The organism is Nonomuraea basaltis (assembly GCF_005893125.1).
GTDB classification, from domain to species: Bacteria; Actinomycetota; Actinomycetes; order Streptosporangiales; family Streptosporangiaceae; genus Nonomuraea; species Nonomuraea basaltis.
On sequence record NZ_VCJS01000115.1, the window covers coordinates 1 to 18,266 of the forward strand.

Here is an 18,266-nt window from a genome sequence, read left to right on the forward strand (position 1 = left end):
GTGTGTATAAGAGACAGGACGTCAAACCGCCCGCGTCGGCTACAGCAACGTCGCCAAGGAGATCGCCGACCACTCCGCCGGCAAGGTCACCACCCGAGACGACGCCAACGCCGCCCCCGGGGACTTCATCGAGCACGCACGCCAGGCACAGCGGATGGCCATCGAGATGCTCCACCGCGCCGTCACCGTGGAGCGCATGAACGGCACATCGTGGGAGGACATCGCCAAGAAACTGCGGCTACCCCTCGCACAAGTGCTCGACCAATACGAGCACTGCGACCTCACCCACCTGGCCGACGAGAACGGCGAGACCGGCGTCTGGCGCGTCCTCGCCGAAACCTGCGTCGCGCCCATCCCCAGCATGTGCGACCCCCACCCGGGGAAAGTCGCCATCGAGCTGGACGAGTGGTACAAGGCGTACGCCTCTGGCCAGCCCGGCGACCCCGCCGGCGCTGCCGCCCCCAACCCAGTCACAGCCCACCTGTAGCCAGTCGCCGGCGGGACGGCCCCGAAAACGAGTACGCCGCCCCCTGCAACGAGCTTCACGACAGGCGAGAGGAGCGGCCTCTTCACGCCCGCCACCCGAAGAGAGGACGGCGTACCACCGGAAGGAAACACCAGCCCCAAAGGTCCGGTGCATCCAGCCGCCGAGTTTAGCCCCTGCGGTCCTCCCGCAGATACTCGTAACCCGTGTACGGCTCCCGCTCCGCCGCCGGCGACTCCGCCGAACCACCCGACTCCGAGCTCGAGCCCGCGGCCGCGCCGTACGCCGGGCCGGCCACGAAGCCGACACTCAGCAGAAACTTGCCGAGCCACGCCAAGGACGGCACCTTCTCCAGCAGCCGCGCCAGCGTGTAGTAGCCGGAGATCGCCAGACCAGTGACGACCGTGGTCGTGGCGTCCACGTCCAGGTCGAGACCCTTACCGCCGAGGATCGCCGCCAGCGCGGCGACCCAGACCGGCACATAAGTGCGCAGGTGAGACTTGAAGAAATCGGACATCGCTCTGCCCTCCATCGGGGGTCGAAAGACCACGTCCGGGCGAGGATGCCGCCCTGGCCGAGCTAGCGTCCGCTTCCGCTTCACTTGCCGAGCAGGTTGAACACCAGCGTGATGATCAGGCCGCAGATCGTAATCCCCGTCGCGATCCACATGTTCGTCCGCCTCGACTTCTCCGCCGACTCCTTCCGGCCGGCCAGGTCCTGCTCCACCAGCCGCAGCCGCGCCTCCTGGTCGCCCTGGCTGGACTCGAGCTGCCCCACCCGCTGACTCAGCAGCGCACCGGCCGCAATCTGGGACCGCCACTCCGCCGCCAGCTCGCGAATCTCCAGGCTCAGATCACCGATCCGGCCCTCCACCCGCTGAATCAGCCGCGACAGTTCCCCCGTGGTCGGCTCCTGATCCGCCATGACTGCCCCCGCACCCTTCGGCCTCTGTCTGTCGAGCGGGCATGCTGCCGGGTCAGAACGGTTACCGTCCCACCCCAGCAGCACACGCCCACATCAGAGGGTGTCTTCGATCCCGAGTGCAAGATCGTGATCTGGCCCCGGGGGAGGCAACACCGCCGGAAAGACCTTGATCACAGGGGGAATATCATCGAGGGCGATGGGCCCGGATATCCACAGGGCGTCCATCGGGATCGCGAGCCGTCATCGTCCATTGCGTGGGCAGTGTCTCGATCTGTCCGACCGGCCGCCCGGCATCCAGAATCCGTTCGCGAAGCTCACACAGTTGTGCGTATGTGCCCACCCGCAGTCCCCAACCCGCCCGGTTCAGGGGATCAAGATCGAGGGCGGGGACGGTAGCGGTTTCGACGATCATCAGATGGTCGGCCCCGCCGACATCGAGGACTGCGATCCGAGGATCAGCAGAGGTTGCAGCGCGCTCGAACGCGAGCATGGCTCCGAGCAACTCCGTGTAGTACGCCACGAGCCTGTCGAGTTCGGTCGTAGACAGTGTCAGATGGTTGATTCCGAGCAGATCGGTCATGATCAACCGAGCGTAGCTCAGCCACATCGCGATCTTGCACTTTACTGATGGCATCGCGTATCAGGGTGTCGTGGGTTTCCTGCGTTCGCGCCGGGCGGGCCCTCGCTGCAGCGCTGCGAGGGCCCGCCCGGCCGGATGGCTAGAGTTCGTTCTGCATCCAGTACTCGATGGTGTGCTTGTGGCCCTTGAGTTCGAGCATGACCTGGTAGTTCGTGCCCTTCTTGGCTTTGATCTTCAGGTAGTGCTTCACGCCGTTGCCACAGTATTGCCAATTCGAACTCTTCACTGGCCAGCCCACGTCCCCGGTGACGACCCGGAACAGCGTGGCCATGATCTTGGTTTTGTCGCCGCCATCCCAGCAGCGGAAGACGACCTGCAGAGTCTTGGACTGGGACTTGTACTGCCGTTTGACCCGCCAGACCTTGATCGGGGTGTGGGAGTCGTGGCCGAGGTTGATCCAGCGGCCCTGGGACTGGACCGACGCCAGCAGACCGGGCGCGGCGGCCTGCGCCGACGCGGGCATGGCCAGCGACCCCAGCGGGATGAATGTAGCGGCGGCGAGCGCAGCACCGATCCTTTGAATGCGTTTCATGTCGAGACCCCGTCCTGTCTTCACGTTCCCCGGCAGCAAGCGGTCCCCTTGACCGCTTGCCCCGAGGCCTGTGCCACCAGGATCGTGGCGCCCGAATTGTTCGGCACCCCTGATCAGGCAGGCAAACAATTGCGTTCCTGGGGAGAACGATCGTGACTGATCGAAGACACCCTCTCAGCGGTGCCAGGCGCCCAGCACGGTGACCGACACCCCGCCCGAGCCCGAGGTGCGGCGGGCCCGCACCTCGATCCTCTTCCGTTCCCCGAACTTCCACGACTCGGCGAGAAATCCGGACACGGTGATGGTGCCGGCGGCTGTGGACGTCTTCGTGCCGATCGCCACGCCGTCCACGGCGAGCTGCACCTCCAGCACACCGCCAACGGTCACGTCCACCGCGAGGGAACTGCCCGAGCGCGGGAACACCGACCAGGCCGCCACCTCGAACGTGGTGCTGCTCACCGATGTGGCCTGCGTCGAGAACGTGATGCCGCGCATCCCGATCTGAAGCTCGAGCTTCTTCACCCGAGCCTGGAGGTCCTTCACGAGCGCCACCAGGTCGTGCAGCCGCTGATCGCTGGCCTTGATCTGCGTCACGACGTACCCCCGATCGGTCCCCCACCCGGCAGCGAGTCATCCACAGCGGTGGTGAGCTCCGCCGTCGTCACCGTCACCAGCTCGCCCTCGTCCGTATTCGGCTGTACCCGAATGCTGATGATCTTCATCTCACGTTCCAGACCCGGCGACCCATCCGGCCGCTCCGGATACAGATGGTCATTAGCGATGATCACGGGCACATTCGCGCCGAGCTCCCACTCCCACCAGCGGACGTTCGTCCCCGGCACAAGCTCGAACTCGAACACCATCCGGGCGCCCTTCGACGCGTCCGCGGCCCGCTGCGTCTCGTCCTTCAACGCCTGCGGACTGGTCAGCCCCTCGAAGGTGTAGGCCTGCTCCAGCTTCGGCCAGCCAGCCCCGTGCAGGTCGTCACGGACCACCCTCTCGATCAGCACGCCGCCCTCGGACAGGGCGAGCTTGCCGTAGACGACCGTGGCCAGGCCCGGCCTGGTGCTGCGCCGGAACTTCTTCACGTTGCCCGGGTACTCCAACGTCAAGATGGACGACGGCGGATCATCCCGGTTGACCCTGCGCAGCTCGAACCGTGGCCGGTCGTTCTCCGGATCCCACGCCGGTTTCGCCCACCACTCGAACCCGCCCGGCGCGGCCGCGATGTCCCCCACCGTGTCGCCGGCGCGGGAGAAGTCCTCTTGCCGGTACTCGCGATCCACGGGCACGGTGCCGGGCACGCCGCTCGTGACGAGCCACCGCTTGTCCGCCTCCACGCCGGTCAGGTTCAGGATCCAGTCGATCTCCGTGTGCGCCAGGGTGCCCGTGCGCGGCCCCGTGAAGGGGATGAAGCGGCGCGAGTAGATGCCGGTCACGTCCTCGACGCTGATCCGCAGGATGCCCGTCTCGGAGTCGTAGTCGGTCGGGTCCACAACGCGGCCGCCGCCCACGAACCGCTCCCCGCGGTAGATCAACAGCATGGTGCGCTCACTGCGGGTGGCTGCTTCGACCCGGCCGACCGTGTAGTCCTCGTCGTACAACGGGATCTCGGCCGTCAGGCTGCCGCCGCCGCCGAGCGCCAGATCGAAGGACACGTTCTGCAACGGGAGGCTGTCGAGCGGGCGGTGAGAGGCCCAGTCGTAGAGGACGAACTCATAGGGCGGCGCGGCGCCAGTGGAGTCCTCCAGCGTGGTCGCCGACAGCGGCACCCGAGCGGACCGGTTGCCGAGCCCGTCCACCGCGTCCACGCCCAGGCTGTACGTGATCCCTGGCGTGAGCTGGGTGAAGGTGAACACCTGGCTGGCCGGCCCCACCTGAGCGATCCGCGTCGCCCCCAAGTACAGGCCGTAGCCGTCGAGGCCCACATTGTCGTCACTGGATGCGTCCCACGAGATTGTCACCGCGGTCTGGGTGACCGCGACCAGCCGCACCGACCCGGGCAGCGTCGGCGGGCTGGTGTCCGGCTGCGCCTTGACGGTCTTCGTGCCGATCGCCGACCGGTTACCGAGCAGGTCCTTGGCGTCCACGCCGACCGTGTAGAGCCCGCCCGCCGTCAACCCCGTGAACGTCCTGGTGCGCGTCGTCTGGTCTGAGCCTTGCTTCTGGCCATTCAAAAAGATGCCGTAACCGGTGATCGCCGTCTGGTCGTAAGGCTGGTCCCACTCCACCGTGATGCTGCCGGCCGCGAGCGCCGTCACCCTGGGAACGGGAGTGAGCGGCGGGGTCGTGTCGTTGATGGGCGTCAGCGTGATGCTGGCCTTTTCACTGCGGTTGCCTTTGCCGTCCACCGCATCGACCTCGACGGTGACGGGCACCCCCGGCGTCAACCCGCTGAAGGTCTTCGCCCGTCCGGACTGGTCGGCGCCGTCCTTCGCGCCGTTCTTGTAGACGCCGTACCCGCTGACACCCGTGCCGGAGTCACTGGAAGCTTCCCACGTGACGGTGAGCGACGTCGGCGTCATCGCCGTCAGTCTGAGGTTGCCCGGCACGCTCGGCGGTTCCTCGTCCGGGGTCGGTCCCCACACGCCGCCCGACCACGCATACGACAAGCCGGACGGCAACCCCGTCACCAACTGCTGAGACATGCTGAAGCTGCCGGACAGGAAATCCCGACTGGCCGACGCCGACCAAACCCGCCGCGCGTTGCCGTCCGTCCAGTCACGCCAGGTGACGCCCCGGTGAGTGAAACCGGACGGCCAACTGTAGTTAGTGTTGTCCGACCCCGTGACGTAGACCGAGATGCCGAGCAGCGCTACGCACCCGTCCGGCAGGCCGCTCGCCGACATGGAAGCGCTGCCCGTGGTGACACCCGAGCTCGAACCGTAGTACTCGTCGGCGTTCGACAGCTCATACATCCACATGAAGATGCGGTCCGTCGAGTTGCTCGTGGTGACCGTCACGCTCGAGTCGCCACCGTACGAAATCTTCGACAGCATGCGGATGCCGAGCGTGTTGGACGCCCACTCGTGCTCCTCGTAGCCGCCCGAGATCGAGTTGATACTGGCGTAGGACTGGACGAACAGCACGATTCTGTTGCCGTAGCTGGCCGACCCGAAACTGTAGGTGTGCGAACTCGACGCCGATTGTGTCGTGTACGGCGTTGCCATCCTGACCAGCGACATAGCAGTCCCCCCGTGGCCGATGTCGTGATGCAGGGCCGCACCATGCCCGGCCAGGGGGGCTACCGTCCGCCCCCGTCAACTCCAGGCGTCGTACGCCTCAACCACCAGCCGCGGCGTGCCCACCTCGCCCGCCACAGGCTCGCCGGCCAGCGTGATCGTGTTGACGCCAGGGATCAGGTGGAACCACGCCGGCAGGTGCGCCAACGCGCTGCGGCCCGGCCGCGGCCCCAGCCACACGGTCGGTGGCACGTGCGCCAGCACCTGACGGCTCGCCAGGTCGAACGTGAACGAGTAGCGCGGATCCGCCGGGAGCCGGCTCGCGTCCCCGGGCATGCCGCGCATGACCGTTCCCGTCTCCTCGTGCGTGATCGTCCATCCCCGGATCGGCCCGAACAGGCGCAACCTCGCCGGAATGTTCGCGTAGGTGCCGGACAGCTCGATCACGGCCGAGGCCTCCCCCGGGAGCGTCCCGATCACCGCTGTGGCGCTCACCGGCACGATCGCGTACCGGCGCGGGTCAGCCACCTTCAGCGGCAGCTCCCACTCGAACGCCAGCGGCCCATCGTCGGTGATGCGGATCTGCCCATCCAACCGGACCCGCACCTGCCTGGTCATGCGGGCGTCGGATACCCGCAGCCATGCTTTGTCCCGTGGATGGATGGCGCGCAGCAGCCGTTGCTTGGCCGCCAGCATCGCCAGATTGCTGTCCGCCACGGCGGTGCCCTTCAGCACGATCCGGCGCGGCCCGTGCCGGCCAGCGCCGTCCCACCCGCCGTCCACTCCGCCCCGTCCGGTGGAGACCGGCGACACCGGCGCCGACGACGCCCACCCCTCCGGGCTCTTAACGGTCCACGTCACCAGATGCTGATCGAGCACGTTTCCCGCCCATGCGCCCAGCCGGTACACCGGCGTGGACACCGGGACGTACGGCAGCCCAGCCGTTGTCACCTGCTGGGTGTTGTCGGCGCTGCGCTGCCCGATCGAGTCCACCGCGGCCACCCGAACGTCGTAGGTAGCCCCAGGAGTCAAGCCGGTGACGGTGTGGCGGCGGGTCAGCAGCCCGCCCACCGTGTAGTCCACGCCCGGCGTGGTGTGCACGGTCGCCTGGTCCACGATCACCTCGTAGCCGGCCACGGCGAAGTCGTCGCTCGACTCAGTCCACGCCACGGTGAGAGAGTCCTCCCCGGCCGTCACGGTAAGCGCCGGCGGGGTCGGGTTGAAGTCGTTCAGTGTCCGTACGACGAGCTCCGCCGGCGTGGTGGAGCGTTGCCCGATGTGGTCCACCGCCCACACCCGCACGACATACGGCGTGTCGTCCGGCAGCCCCGACCGCGACAGGCTCCGCACGGTGGTGCTGACGGCCACCGTCTGCCCGTCCACCGCGACGTCGTAGCCGACCACCTGCACGTCATCGGCGGCCGGATCCCACTCCACCGTCCAGCCCGTGTACGACAGGGCGGTCACGCGCAGGTTCGGCGGCGACGACGGCGGCACGTCCGCCGGCGTGACATGCGTGAGCTGAGCCAGGGCGGACCGGTTGCCGGAGGAGTCCGCAGCGTCCACCGCCACCTGGTAGGTGCTCTGCGGGGTCAGGCTGGCGAACGTGTACGACGTCCCGGCCTGATCGTTGCCCAGCTTCTGCCCGCCGAGGTGAACGCCGTACCCGGTCACGCCCACGTTGTCGCTGGCCGGATCCCACTGAACGGTGAACCCGTACGGCCCGCCCGAGACCACGCGCAGGTTCGCCGGCACCGCGGGCGGCTCCACGTCGGCCTGCGTCTCCACCGTCAGTGACGCCTTCGGCGACCGGTTCCCGATCGCATCGGTGGCATCCACCTCCACCAGGTAGGTGTGGCCCGGCAGGAGGTTCGACAGTGTCCGGCCCAGCCCCTCCTGGTCGGCGCCTTGCTTGGTGCCGTCCACGTACAGGCCGTACCCGGTCACACCGACGTTGTCGCTGGCCGGATCCCACGCCACCGACACCTGCGTCAGCCCGGCCGCGGTCAGCCGCAGGTTCCCGGGCACGGTGGGCGGAGTACCGTCCGGCGTCACCGACAGCGACGCCTTGGCAGACCGGTTCCCAGCCGCATCGACAGCATCCACCTGCACGAGGTACGTCTGGCCCGGGGTGAGGCCCGTCAGCGACGCGGTGAGGGCCGTCTGGTCGCTGCCCTGCTTGACCCCGTCCTTGTAGAAGCCATATCCAGTGACTGCCACATTGTCGCTGGAGGCGTCCCACGCAATGGAGGCCACTGTCCCGGTGACGCTGGTCGCGCGCAGGTTGCCCGGAACAGAGGGAGCTTGGCTGTCGGTCGAGCCGTACCCAACGATCAGGAACGGCGAGGCGCTGGTAGAGGTCGGTACATTCGACACGGTCCACGTGCGTGACCCCGGCGCGGGCATCGCGCCGGTGGCGAAGGCCGAACTGCTCGACGTGCCGATCGTGGTGTAGCTGGAGACCAGGCCCTGGTTGTACGTGACACTGCTGAGCGAGCTGCCGGAACTGGAGTTCAGCGCCGAGAAAACGCGGCCGCTCGCGTTCGCGGGCACGGTCGCGGTGGCGGAGATGCTCGTGACGTTCGTTCCCTGCCCAGGGGCGGAGAACAGACGCTCGGCGCAGTCCTCCCGCTCATACAGCACCGCGTGGACGCGCGAGTCAGTGATGCCGGTGATATCGAGCGACGTCTCAGTCCCGTCCGAAATCCGGGAGTAGATGCGGACGTGGTTGAAGGCGGTCATCGAATCGTCCAGCGTCCAGGCAACCCCGTTCGTGGCCACGCCGGTGAAGCTGTTGTACGCGCTGATCGCCAAGATCAGCCGCGCCCCCACCTTGGCGGGAGTGCTGATCGCGATCCGGTGGCCGCTACCTACGACGTTGTCGCCGCTGTATTGGACTACAACCCTGTTCGCCACTGTGCCCCTCCACCTTTGCCAGTCCCCGTACTGCGGCCGAGGGTCATCATGCTGAGCCCCGCAGCTACCGTCTTGGTCAGATCCACGCGTCTGTTGCTTCGATGACCAGCCGCGGCGACGTCGCCTCCTGGCCGACCACAAGTCCGCCCGACAACCTGACGGTGTTCGGGCCTGGCGCCAGAGCGAATCTGGCGGGGAACCGCGCCAGCATGGTGCGGCCCGGCCGCGGCTCCGGCCACACATCCGGCGGCACAAGCGCCCACACCTCACGCGTCGCCAGATCGATGTCGAGCGCGTACCGGGCATCCGGCAGCACGGTCCCCGCCTTGGTGCGGATCTCCAGCCCGAGCTCCTCCACCCTGATCACCGGCTCAGTCACCGGCCCGTACAACAGGAAACGTGCCGGGATCGTCGGATAGTCGCCCGCCATGGTGATGGTGGTCGCGCCAGTCGTCTGCGCCGGCTCGAATGTCACCTCGGCGTACACGCTCCGGCGGGCGAACCGGCGCGGGTTCGATGCTTTGACCACGAGGCTCCACTCGAACGCCAGGCTGTCCCGGTCGGTGATCTCCACCGTGTCTTCCAGCCGGACCTTTGCCTGCCTGGTCAGGTGCGCCTCGGCGACGCGAAGCACACCGATGCCGGACGCCGACAGCACGCCGGTCAGCCGCTCCTGCGCCGCCAGCATCCCCACCCGGCTGTCGGCGACCGCCGTCCCCGACAAGGTGACGATGCGCGACCCGTACCGGCCCGGCCCGTCGAACCCGCCGTCCGCGTTGTCGGAGTCGGCTCCCAGCGTGATCGGCGCTGCCGACGACGACCAGCCCTCCTCCTCCTCAACCGTCCACGTCACGCCGTGCGCGTCACGGGCGTTGCCCACCCAATCGCCCAGTCGGTAGACAGGGCTGGCCACGGGCACCCAGTCCCCCACCGGCACCGTCACCGTCACCAACACCGCGGGCCCGCGCGCCAGACCAGCATCGACAGCGCGCACCGCCACCTCGTGCACGCTCCCAGCCTCCAGGTCCTCCAGCACGTAGCCGAGCTGTGCGGTGGAGGCGGCCAGCACACCATCGAGCAGCACCTCGTAGCGGGCGATCGGCAGCGCCCCGGCTGCGGCCGCACCCCACGCCAGGGTGATCTGCTCCCGCCCGGCGGTCGCCGTCAGGTTCGGCGGGGCGGACGGGTCCCCGCCGGCCAGCGTCGCCGCCGTGATCCCCGCCATGGCGGACCGGTTGTTCACCGCGTCGGCCGCGTCAACGCCGATGGTGTACGTCGTGCCGCGCGCCAGACGCGTGATGGTGTAGATCCACTCGGCCTGGTCCGGGCCCTGCCGTACCCCGCCGACGAACACGCCGTACCCGGCGACGCCCACGCTGTCGGTGGAGGCGTCCCACGCGACCGTGATGGACGTGTGTGTCGTCTCGACCACGCGCAGGTTCGGCGGCACCGCGGGCGGGGTGACGTCCACTTCGGCGACCACGCTGATCTGCGCCCGAGGCGACCGGTTCCCGGCCGCGTCGCGCGCATCGACCTCGCTCAGGTACGTCTGGCCGGCCGTCAGCCCCGTGAAGGTGTAAGACAGCCCGGCCTGGTCGGAGCCTTGCTTGCTGCCGTTGAGGTAGACGCCGTACCCCGTCACGCCCACGTCGTCGGTCGCGGCGTCCCATTCCACCGAGATGGACGTCCCCGTGATCGACGTCGCCCGCAAACTGCTCGGCGCCGATGGCGCGGCCGCGTCTGTGCTGCCGTAGCCCACAACCGCCATCACCGCCAGGTTGATGGTCGTGGAGGTCATGGCCAGATTGCTGACGGTGAACGTGCGCGACCCCGCCGCAGGCAGCGGACCCGTCACAAACGCCGAGTTGGACGCGGAGTCATCCGGCGCGAAATGCCGGCTAAGGCCCTGGTTCCACGCGGTAGCCGACGCCGTCCCGTTGGGCGCGTTCACCACACCGAACGCGCGCCCGGTCGCGTTGGCCGGAACTGTCGCCGCCAGCGTGGACACCGACGCGCTGCTACTGGTGCCCGCCACCGAAAACAACCGATTAGGGCAGTCGTCACGCTCGTACAGAACGGCGTGGAGCCGATAGTCGGTGTGGTTCAGCACAACCGACGTCTCAGACCCGGTAGCGATCTTGGAGAGGATGTGGACGTGGTTGTAGCCGTTGGCGTGGTAGTCCTCGGTCCAGCCCTCGGGGATATCAGAGGAAATCGAGCTCCAGCAACTGATCACGAGAATCAGCCGAGCGCCCGGAGTTGGCGCGGTGAACGTGATGGTGTGCGGCCCGCCGGCCCCCGAACCGTCGTAGGTTGCCGCGATCCTGTTCGTCATATCTGCCCCGCCTCTGTGCCCGCCGAGCACCGCCACCCGCGAAGATCAGCGCGCCTTTGACCGACCCGGGATGGTACGCACGGGACGCGCTAACGGCAGGCCCCGATCCGCCGGGCGGCCGCCGCTCGACGGCCGCCCGGCCTGACGATCAGGGGGAGCCGACCAGAGCGCCCACGCGCCGAGCCACACCAGCCGCGATGGCCACCTCGTCCTGACCCCGCTGCGGCTGCACGATCACCGTCACCGGCCTGCCGTCGCCGCCAGACGTCGCCACCGGCACCGGCCGCGACGCCGACCGCGCCCCTCGGTACAGGGCAGCCGCGCCGCGCTCGTTCAGCGCCTGGACCGCCTTCGGCCCGCCCAGCGCCGCCAGCGCCGCCGGCGTCAGCGCCCACTCGTCCTTGCCGGTGCCGTTATTGACCAGGCTCCGGCCCGGAGGCAGTGGCCCACCGCGGTCCCGATTCAGCTCGGAGTCCTTGGAATCGAACTTGGCGATCACCGCGTCGATCACCTTGCGCGGGATCGCACCAATCAGCCGCTGCAACGCCGTCCGGTCCCCGATCGCGCCCACGATCGCATTCTTGATCGGGTTCAGCGTCGCCCTGGCGCCCGCACCAAGCCCCTTGGAGAACACGTTGCGGACCGCCGCAGAAACGCCTTGCAGGAGCTTCTCCAGCGGAGACAGCTCCTTGCCTTTCTTCGGCGTCTTGCCCGACTTGCCCACGGTGCCGCCCTTGGCGAACGCCATCCCCGAGCCAGCCAGAAACCGGGCCGCGCCCGTCACACCCCCGACCCGCGCCGCCCGGTTCCCGCCGTCGATGAACCCGGAGCCGAGAGCCCTCGTGAGCTCGGGCCTCAGCCAGCTCTCGCCAGGGCTCACGGCGGCCAGCATCGTGTCCCGTCCCGGGCTGTAGCCCGGCAAAACCCCGTGCCCACGCGCCGCCTGCACTTCACCACCGCGGGCGAAGTTCACCGACACGTCTGGCAGCCCCGGCAGGCCGACCGCGCCAGCAATGCCGTTCCACATGCGCTTGATCGTCGCGTACGCGGAGTTGACCACCCAGCGGATCGGCGTCTTCAGCGAGTCCGGCAGCGCGCCCCAAATCTTGCCGATACCGGCCTTCGCGGTGCTGAAGGCCTTCTCCATGGCGGCGGTCGCGTCAAACACGCCCTTCTTGGCCGGCGCCAGTCCCGTGGTGGTCGAGTCGGTCACGCCCTTCCAAGCGGCCTTCGCTTCGGCGGGGGCGTCCTTCTTGAGCTTGACGAAGGCGAGGCCGCCGTCCTTGATGAACTGGTCGATCTTCGCCTTGGACGGCGGGAGGCCGGCGGCCGCGTCCGTCTGGATGGACTTCCACGCGTCCTGAAGGGATTTCGGCGCCCCGGCCTTGAGCTCCGCGAACTTCAGGTTCCCCTTCTGGACGAAGTCCGCGAACTTCTGCGAGGTGATCGGCAGGCTCGCGGCGGCGTGGTTTTGGATGTCGGCAAGCATGCCGTGCATGGCCAGCGGCGCGTCCCGCTTCAGGTCCAAGAAGCTCGTCCCGCCAGCCTTGACGAAGGCGTCGATCTTGGCCTGGCTGGGCGGCAGCCCAGCGTTGATGTCGGCCTGGATCGCCGCCCACGTGTCCTTGACGTGCTGTGGCGCGTTCTGCTTGAGCGTGACGAACTTGGAGGCCGCCCCTGAAGTGAAGGTGCCGATCTTGCTGTTGAGGGCGGTCGAGTTCGTATTCGTCTGCCCGGTCAGTGCCGTCCACATGTCGGCCCAGTTCTTCTTGATCGCGACGATCGTGGGCGCGAGCTTCTTGACCGCCTCCTCCGGGGAGGGGATCAGCCCGGCCGCCAACCCGAGCGGCCCGGACACGAGCGACCCGAGAGCGGCCGCCGTGGTGTTGCCGCCCGCGCCCTTCACGGCGCCGTTCACCGCCCCGTACACGGCGCCGATCAGTGAGCCGATCGGTCCGACGACCGACCCGATCAAGCCGCCGTTGATCGCGCCCTTCGCCGCGCCCGCGCCTGTCTTACCGAGGTGCTGTTCGGCCTTGGCCACGACCTCGTTGATCCAGTCGGCGCCGAACATGCTCGCCACAGCGAGGCCGACCCCGGCCGCGCCGCCCCCGATCTTCGCGGCGGTGCCGCCCTTGCCGGTCTTGCCCGTCTTGCCGGTGGGGGTGGGCGTGGTGGTCTTCCCGCTGTCGCCCGTGCCGGTCTTCCCGGTGCCGGTCTTCCCGCTGCTGCCCGTGCCGGTCGTCTTACCGTTGACGATGACCGTCCCGGCCGTCACCCGCATGGTGCCGACCGCGGTCGGCCCCTTGCCGTCCTTGCCGTCCTTGCCGCCTCCCCCGCCGCCGAAGGTGGGCAGCTTGCCCAGACCGGTGACCTTGCCCAGCAGCCCCACGAGCTTGCCGACCTGATCCGCCAACGCCTTGACCAGCTTCGTCACGCCAGGGATCCGGCCGAAAACCTTGATCAGGCTGGTGACCTTGCCAATGATCAGCCCGATGGCGAGCGCCACTCCGGACAGGTACAGCGTCCACTTGATGATCTCCCCCGCCACCGGGTGCTCGGCCAGCTTGTCCAGCCAGCCAACGATCGTGGTCAGCGTGTCCACAAACCCGGCGAGGGTCTCACCGCCCACCGTGTTCGTGAGCGTGAACAGCAGGTCAACGACCCCCTTGAGTAGCCGGCCAAGGGCCCGCAGCACGACCACGCTGTCCTCGAAGAACTTGCGGATCTTCTCCTGGTTGGCGGGGTCCGACGCCCATTCCCGAAACTCCTTCGAGCCCTCCGACAGGTCGTCCAGCAGCGTCCCCCCGGACGGCGCCGCGATCTTCGCGAGCTCGTAGATCCCGGCGCTGACGTTCTTGACGATGCCCCAAAGCTGCTTGGCCCGCTTCAGCCCATTGTCGAAGAACCGGGCCATCGACCCGTCCTTCCGTGCCTGGCCCGTCCACTCGGCGAACTTGTCGGCGCTGCGCTCGATCCAGCCGGCCAGCTTCTCCGCGGACGGGATGGACGTCACGAGGATGTCCATCACGCCCTTGAACGCGGACTTGCCCGCCCTCCCGAAGATGCCGACGATCTTCGTATTGGACTTCATGATCTTGCCCAGGTCGGTGCGGAACTCCTTCGAGCCGACCCACTTGCCCCACTCCTTGGCGACCTCGCCGATCTCCCGGCCGGTGTCGGCGAGCCCGACCTCCAAGGTGTCGAGCATCGGCAGGCCGCGCCGGATCGCCTCCTGGAGCGGCGGCAACAAAGCCTCCTGCACCGCGAAGCGCAGCTCCTTCATCCGCGGCTGGAGAGTGCCGGCGACGAACCTGGCGAAACGCTGGCCAGCAGGGCTCAGGTTGTCCATGGCCTTGGCCACGGCGGACATGCCGGCGCCCTGCTGCTGGGCCGCCTGCGCGGCCGCCTTCTGGGCCTTGATCAGCTCTTTCTTGGCGTCGGCGAGACGCTCGTTGGCGAGCATCTCGTTCCACAAGGCCTCCCGGACGTCGCGCCGGGCCCGCACCTCCGCCTTCTTCGCCTGCTCGACGTCCTTCTCCGCGTCACGAACGCGCTTCATCGCCTCGCTGACACCGCGCTGGGCCTGCTCGATAGCGCGTGCGCCCTCGACCGCGGCCCGCGCCGCGTCCTCACGCGCCTCCGCCAGGGCATGCTCGGCGTCGCGCTCGGCCTGCGCCGCCGCCGCGATGCGCTCCTTCGCCGCGGTGACCTGGTCGGACCCTTCGACGCCCTTGGCGTTTGCCTCGGCCTGCTCGTCGCGCAGGTCGCCGTTGCGCTCGCGTACCTCGGCCAACCTCTGGAGCGCCTGCCGGTAGGCAAGATCAGCTTCCTTCTTGTCCAAGTCGCTCGCGAAGGGGTCGCCCACGACCTTGTCGAGCCGCTGCTTGGCCCGCTCGACGGCGAGCGCCGCCCCCTCCTCATCCAGCGCCCCGCCGCGCACCGCCAGCTCAAGATCCTCAAGCCTCTCCTTGGCGGCCTTCCTTGCGTCGTTCAGCGCCTCCGTGGCCCGCTGGCTGGCGCGCTGCGCCTCCGCATACCGGCGTTCTGCCTGCTCAACGCGGTAAGCGGCATCCTCCTGCCGCTCGGCTGCCTGCTCGGCCACCTCCGCCACGCGGGCCCGCGCCTCGCCCACGGCGGCGACCGCATCGGCCACGCGCTGCTCCGCCTCGACGATCGCGTCCGCGGCCGCCTGCGCCGCCTCCTTCGCATCGGCGGTCCGCTCGCTGGCCAGCATGCGGGCGTGGTTGGCGTCACGGATCGCCCGCTGCGCCTGCTTGATCCGCTCGGCGGCCGCCTCCTGCGCCGCGGCGTACGCGGCCGCCGACTGACCGCCCGACGCCTGCGCCGAACTGAGCGCGTTGACCGCCTCCCGCACCCCGGACAAGCCGAGCAGCATCGTGCCCAGCCCCTGCACGGCCGCACCCGCCAGGCTGGGCAGCGCGCCAAGCGCGCCGACCGCCTGCGTGGCGCCAGCCGCGAGCGCGAACAGCCCGCTGCCCGCGGAGATGGCGGTTGAGGCGAGTACTGCCAGGCCGCTCACCATGAACGGCACCTGGGCGAGCATCGTCATCGCCTGGCCCAGCGCTGCCGTGCCCTGCACGTTCACCGAGACGGGGATCCGCCGGTTGCCATTCGTCATGAGTTGGGCGAGCTGCTGCTCCAGCGCGGCGATCCGCGCCTGCGCGTCGGCGTCGTCCACCTCGGGGCGGATCGTGGTCTTGGTGTCGCGGCCCAGGTCGGCGAGCTGTGCCCGCGCGGTCGCGTCGTCCACGTCCGCGCGGACGGTGACGGTCTGGCTGCCCGATAGCCCCGACAGCGCCGTCCGCGCGGCGGCGTTGTCGATCTCGACCTGCATGCGGATCTTCGCGACCCGCTCGGCCGCCTCAGCCGCGGCCTTGGCCTGGACCTCCACCACGGCGGCGTCGATCTCCGCCCGGATACGGGCCTTGACGCCCTTGAGCTCGGTATTGACCTCGTTCTGGAGCTTCTTGCCCCAGCCCGCGCCCAGGTCCGCGACAACCTCGAGCTCGATCCGGCCCGCAGAGATGCTGTCGTCTTCGTCTGCCACCCCGCCCACCCCCCGATGTGCTGGGGGTGAAGGGTGGCGGGGACGCCCCGCTAGCGTCCCTGCCCAACCAGGTCAGCGCGGCGCCCGCGTGGACGCCATCAGCATGTTGATCGCCCGGTCGATCCCGCCGCCGCCCTGCTGCCCGCGTTCCGGCCGCCCGCTGCTGCGCTTGACGTGCGTCGGCCGGTTGATCTTGATCGGCTTCTTGCGCCGGTGATCGGCCGCGAGCACGCCGATCTCCTCCACCGCCTCAGCGAGCAGCTCGTGCATCGTTGTCCACGGCTGCGCCCGCTGCTCCGGCGTGCTGTTTACTCGGGCGTCGGGAGGGAGCTCGTCGGCGAGGTCGAGGAATCGGCGGGCAGATACCCACCCTCGCTGGCCTGGCTCGAGCCAGACTCCAGTGATGTCGAGTCCGTTGAAGTGATCGAGGAAGTCGGCGTCGAGCTTTCTCCACTGTCGGAGTCGCTCGACGACGGCATGGATTCCCCCAGGCGGAACGAGTACCTCCCGCCCAGACCCTTGATGAAGGCCGCCACGTCAGCGACGCTCGGGCGCTGCGCCACGAACTGCTCGTAGCCGTCCTCGCCCATCAGCCTGCGACCCATCCAGCGGACCGCGTCGAGCAGCTCGCCCGGCAGCTTCGGGTTCTGGATAACCAGGTCCACCACCATGGACGCGATAGACAGACCGGCCTTGGTCAGGTCGGCCTCCTTCATCGCGTGAAGCACGGTCCTCGCGATGAGCGCGGTGTCCACATTGAGGTGCGCGAGCGGCTCCAGCACATCCACCGGCAACTCCGCCGGCAGGTAGCAGATGATCTCGCCGCCGAACCGCAACGGGATCGGCTTCCCCTTGGTGCCGCTCCGGCTCGCCCGAGCCGCGTCCAGGTCTAGTACTGCGCTTTCGTCCACCATCAGGGGACCCCCGTCCGTCTGTTCCAGTGACGGCCGGGAACGGTACGGGCAGGCCGAGGCTTGCGTCCCAGCCCGCATCGACGCTCACAAGTGGACCGGATCTGTAGGCGGCGGATTTCAGACTCGAACATGATGGGATCAATCCGGCGCTCGATGCCGGGAGGCGCCAAGACGAAAGAGGTACTGCGCGACGCCGAGGCACGTGGCTGGGTCGAGCACACCGCCTTCGCGGGCACCGGAGGTTGGTCGTTGACCGAACCGGGCCGGGCCGAGAACGAGCGCCAGCTCGCAGCCGAGCTCGCACGCGTCGGCGGTGCCGACGAGGTCCGTGACGTCTACCGCGAGTTCCTCCCGCTGAACGCCCTCCTGCTACGAGCCTGCACCGACTGGCAACTCCGGCCCACCGCCGGCGATCGGCTCGCCGTCAACGACCACTCCGATCCCGCCTGGGACGCCGGAGTCCTCCACGAGCTCGCCGGCATCGACCGCGCACTCACGCCACTCGCAGACCGGCTCGGGAGCGTCCTCACACGGTTCCGCGGATACGACACACGATTCACCACAGCCTTGGCGCGCGCCCGAGCCGGGGAGGGCTCCTGGGTCGAGCGCACCGACGTCGACTCCTGCCATCGTGTCTGGTTCGAACTCCACGAAGACCTCATCGCCACGCTCGGTCTCGACCGGCACGCGGAACCCTGACCCACGCTCCGCCGCCCCGCATCCACGATGGCCCTCTGGTCACCTGCCAGGTGCACCACCGGCCACCCCCTCTGTAGGCGGGTCACCGAGCTGGCCCCGATCGGCCCGTCAGCCCTCGCCCGACGTTACCCCGCCGTCAGCCAGGACCCGGTAGACGCTGGCCACCGACGGACGCCTGCCCTTGTTCTTGCCGGTAGGGACGACCAGCTTGCGGGCGATGTCGGGCACGGCCACACCCGGGCGCGCAACGACCGAGCGTAGGCGATCATGTCGTCATCGAACACCCGCGGCCCCCACCATGGCGGCCTCGCTCACGGGCGGTGGCCTGGCCCTCCAACGACTTCTCGCGCACATACTCCCGTTCCGACCCCGCCATCCGGCGAAGAAGGCGAAGAACGCCGCACTGTGCCCGGAAGGGTTGTAGATCCCTGCAGCGGACCGGTCAGCAACTCCAGCTCGATGTCGTGATGACGCAGTTCCTCGGCGATGGTGAGCAGCTCGGCGGCGCCGCGGCCCAGGCGCTTCATCTCGTGCACGGTGAAGATCACCCTCTGATCGGGACGGCTAGC

General features: G+C 68.8%; 15 protein-coding genes. 2 read left to right on the top strand and 13 right to left on the bottom strand.

What is annotated here, in order from left to right:
• The first annotated feature begins 196 nt into the window (after positions 1-196).
• Positions 197-487 (top strand): hypothetical protein, encoded by a 291-nt coding sequence (locus tag EJK15_RS39960; RefSeq protein WP_206061389.1) that lies wholly within the window; start codon positions 197-199, stop codon positions 485-487.
• A 166-nt stretch (positions 488-653) separates the two neighbouring features.
• Here the strand turns inward: EJK15_RS39960 and EJK15_RS39965 are convergent, their stop codons facing one another.
• The 11 genes from EJK15_RS39965 to EJK15_RS40020 all read right to left on the bottom strand — a co-directional run bounded on the left by EJK15_RS39965 (position 654) and on the right by EJK15_RS40020 (position 16,998).
• A complete protein-coding gene (locus EJK15_RS39965; protein WP_138715681.1) occupies positions 654-1,001 on the bottom strand; it encodes a hypothetical protein in 348 nt (115 codons plus the stop codon).
• Positions 1,002-1,081: 80 nt separating this feature from the next.
• Entirely contained in the window at positions 1,082-1,408 is a 327-nt protein-coding gene (locus EJK15_RS39970; RefSeq protein ID WP_138715682.1) for a hypothetical protein, read from the bottom strand.
• Positions 1,409-1,592: 184 nt separating this feature from the next.
• Positions 1,593-1,988: a VOC family protein gene (locus EJK15_RS39975; protein ID WP_138715683.1), complete on the bottom strand. Its 396-nt coding sequence runs from the start codon at positions 1,986-1,988 to the stop codon at positions 1,593-1,595.
• Between the two features lie 139 nt (positions 1,989-2,127).
• Complete coding sequence (locus tag EJK15_RS39980; protein ID WP_138715684.1) at positions 2,128-2,580, bottom strand: hypothetical protein; 453 nt, start codon at positions 2,578-2,580, stop codon at positions 2,128-2,130.
• 174 nt (positions 2,581-2,754) lie between these two features.
• Positions 2,755-3,174, bottom strand: a complete 420-nt coding sequence (locus EJK15_RS39985) for a hypothetical protein (protein ID WP_138715685.1) — start codon at positions 3,172-3,174, stop codon at positions 2,755-2,757.
• Complete coding sequence (locus EJK15_RS39990; RefSeq protein WP_138715686.1) at positions 3,171-5,765, bottom strand: fibronectin type III domain-containing protein; 2,595 nt, start codon at positions 5,763-5,765, stop codon at positions 3,171-3,173. The genes EJK15_RS39985 and EJK15_RS39990 overlap by 4 nt, the downstream gene beginning before the upstream one ends.
• 75 nt (positions 5,766-5,840) lie before the next feature.
• Positions 5,841-8,678: a fibronectin type III domain-containing protein gene (locus tag EJK15_RS39995; RefSeq protein WP_171074806.1), complete on the bottom strand. Its 2,838-nt coding sequence runs from the start codon at positions 8,676-8,678 to the stop codon at positions 5,841-5,843.
• A 76-nt stretch (positions 8,679-8,754) separates the two neighbouring features.
• Positions 8,755-11,013, bottom strand: a complete 2,259-nt coding sequence (locus EJK15_RS40000) for a fibronectin type III domain-containing protein (protein WP_138715688.1) — start codon at positions 11,011-11,013, stop codon at positions 8,755-8,757.
• 148 nt (positions 11,014-11,161) lie between these two features.
• Complete coding sequence (locus EJK15_RS71255; protein WP_171074807.1) at positions 11,162-16,084, bottom strand: AAA family ATPase; 4,923 nt, start codon at positions 16,082-16,084, stop codon at positions 11,162-11,164.
• Between the two features lie 72 nt (positions 16,085-16,156).
• Positions 16,157-16,354: a hypothetical protein gene (locus EJK15_RS40015; protein WP_138715689.1), complete on the bottom strand. Its 198-nt coding sequence runs from the start codon at positions 16,352-16,354 to the stop codon at positions 16,157-16,159.
• Positions 16,355-16,392: 38 nt separating this feature from the next.
• Positions 16,393-16,998: a hypothetical protein gene (locus tag EJK15_RS40020; protein WP_138715690.1), complete on the bottom strand. Its 606-nt coding sequence runs from the start codon at positions 16,996-16,998 to the stop codon at positions 16,393-16,395.
• Positions 16,999-17,127: 129 nt separating this feature from the next.
• Between EJK15_RS40020 and EJK15_RS40025 the strand changes: the two genes are divergently transcribed.
• Positions 17,128-17,697, top strand: a complete 570-nt coding sequence (locus EJK15_RS40025; RefSeq protein WP_240777516.1) for a transcriptional regulator — start codon at positions 17,128-17,130, stop codon at positions 17,695-17,697.
• 108 nt (positions 17,698-17,805) lie between these two features.
• Here the strand turns inward: EJK15_RS40025 and EJK15_RS76605 are convergent, their stop codons facing one another.
• Together EJK15_RS76605 and EJK15_RS40030 are read right to left on the bottom strand one after the other, a co-directional pair.
• On the bottom strand, positions 17,806-17,931 hold the full coding sequence (locus EJK15_RS76605; protein WP_276615480.1) for a hypothetical protein: 126 nt from the start codon (positions 17,929-17,931) through the stop codon (positions 17,806-17,808).
• A 77-nt stretch (positions 17,932-18,008) separates the two neighbouring features.
• Complete coding sequence (locus tag EJK15_RS40030; protein ID WP_206061390.1) at positions 18,009-18,245, bottom strand: hypothetical protein; 237 nt, start codon at positions 18,243-18,245, stop codon at positions 18,009-18,011.
• Positions 18,246-18,266: the final 21 nt, after the last annotated feature.

What these genes read in the sequence shown, in the direction of transcription:
- EJK15_RS39960 (WP_206061389.1), top strand. Translation starts at nt 197, where the DNA reads ATGAACGGCACATCGTGGGAGGACATCGCCAAGAAACTGCGGCTACCC.
- EJK15_RS39965 (WP_138715681.1), bottom strand. Translation starts at nt 1,001, where the DNA reads ATGTCCGATTTCTTCAAGTCTCACCTGCGCACTTATGTGCCGGTCTGG.
- EJK15_RS39970 (WP_138715682.1), bottom strand. Translation starts at nt 1,408, where the DNA reads ATGGCGGATCAGGAGCCGACCACGGGGGAACTGTCGCGGCTGATTCAG.
- EJK15_RS39975 (WP_138715683.1), bottom strand. Translation starts at nt 1,988, where the DNA reads ATGACCGATCTGCTCGGAATCAACCATCTGACACTGTCTACGACCGAA.
- EJK15_RS39980 (WP_138715684.1), bottom strand. Translation starts at nt 2,580, where the DNA reads ATGAAACGCATTCAAAGGATCGGTGCTGCGCTCGCCGCCGCTACATTC.
- EJK15_RS39990 (WP_138715686.1), bottom strand. Translation starts at nt 5,765, where the DNA reads ATGTCGCTGGTCAGGATGGCAACGCCGTACACGACACAATCGGCGTCG.
- EJK15_RS40000 (WP_138715688.1), bottom strand. Translation starts at nt 11,013, where the DNA reads ATGACGAACAGGATCGCGGCAACCTACGACGGTTCGGGGGCCGGCGGG.
- EJK15_RS40015 (WP_138715689.1), bottom strand. Translation starts at nt 16,354, where the DNA reads ATGCACGAGCTGCTCGCTGAGGCGGTGGAGGAGATCGGCGTGCTCGCG.
- EJK15_RS40020 (WP_138715690.1), bottom strand. Translation starts at nt 16,998, where the DNA reads ATGGTGGACGAAAGCGCAGTACTAGACCTGGACGCGGCTCGGGCGAGC.
- EJK15_RS40025 (WP_240777516.1), top strand. Translation starts at nt 17,128, where the DNA reads ATGATGGGATCAATCCGGCGCTCGATGCCGGGAGGCGCCAAGACGAAA.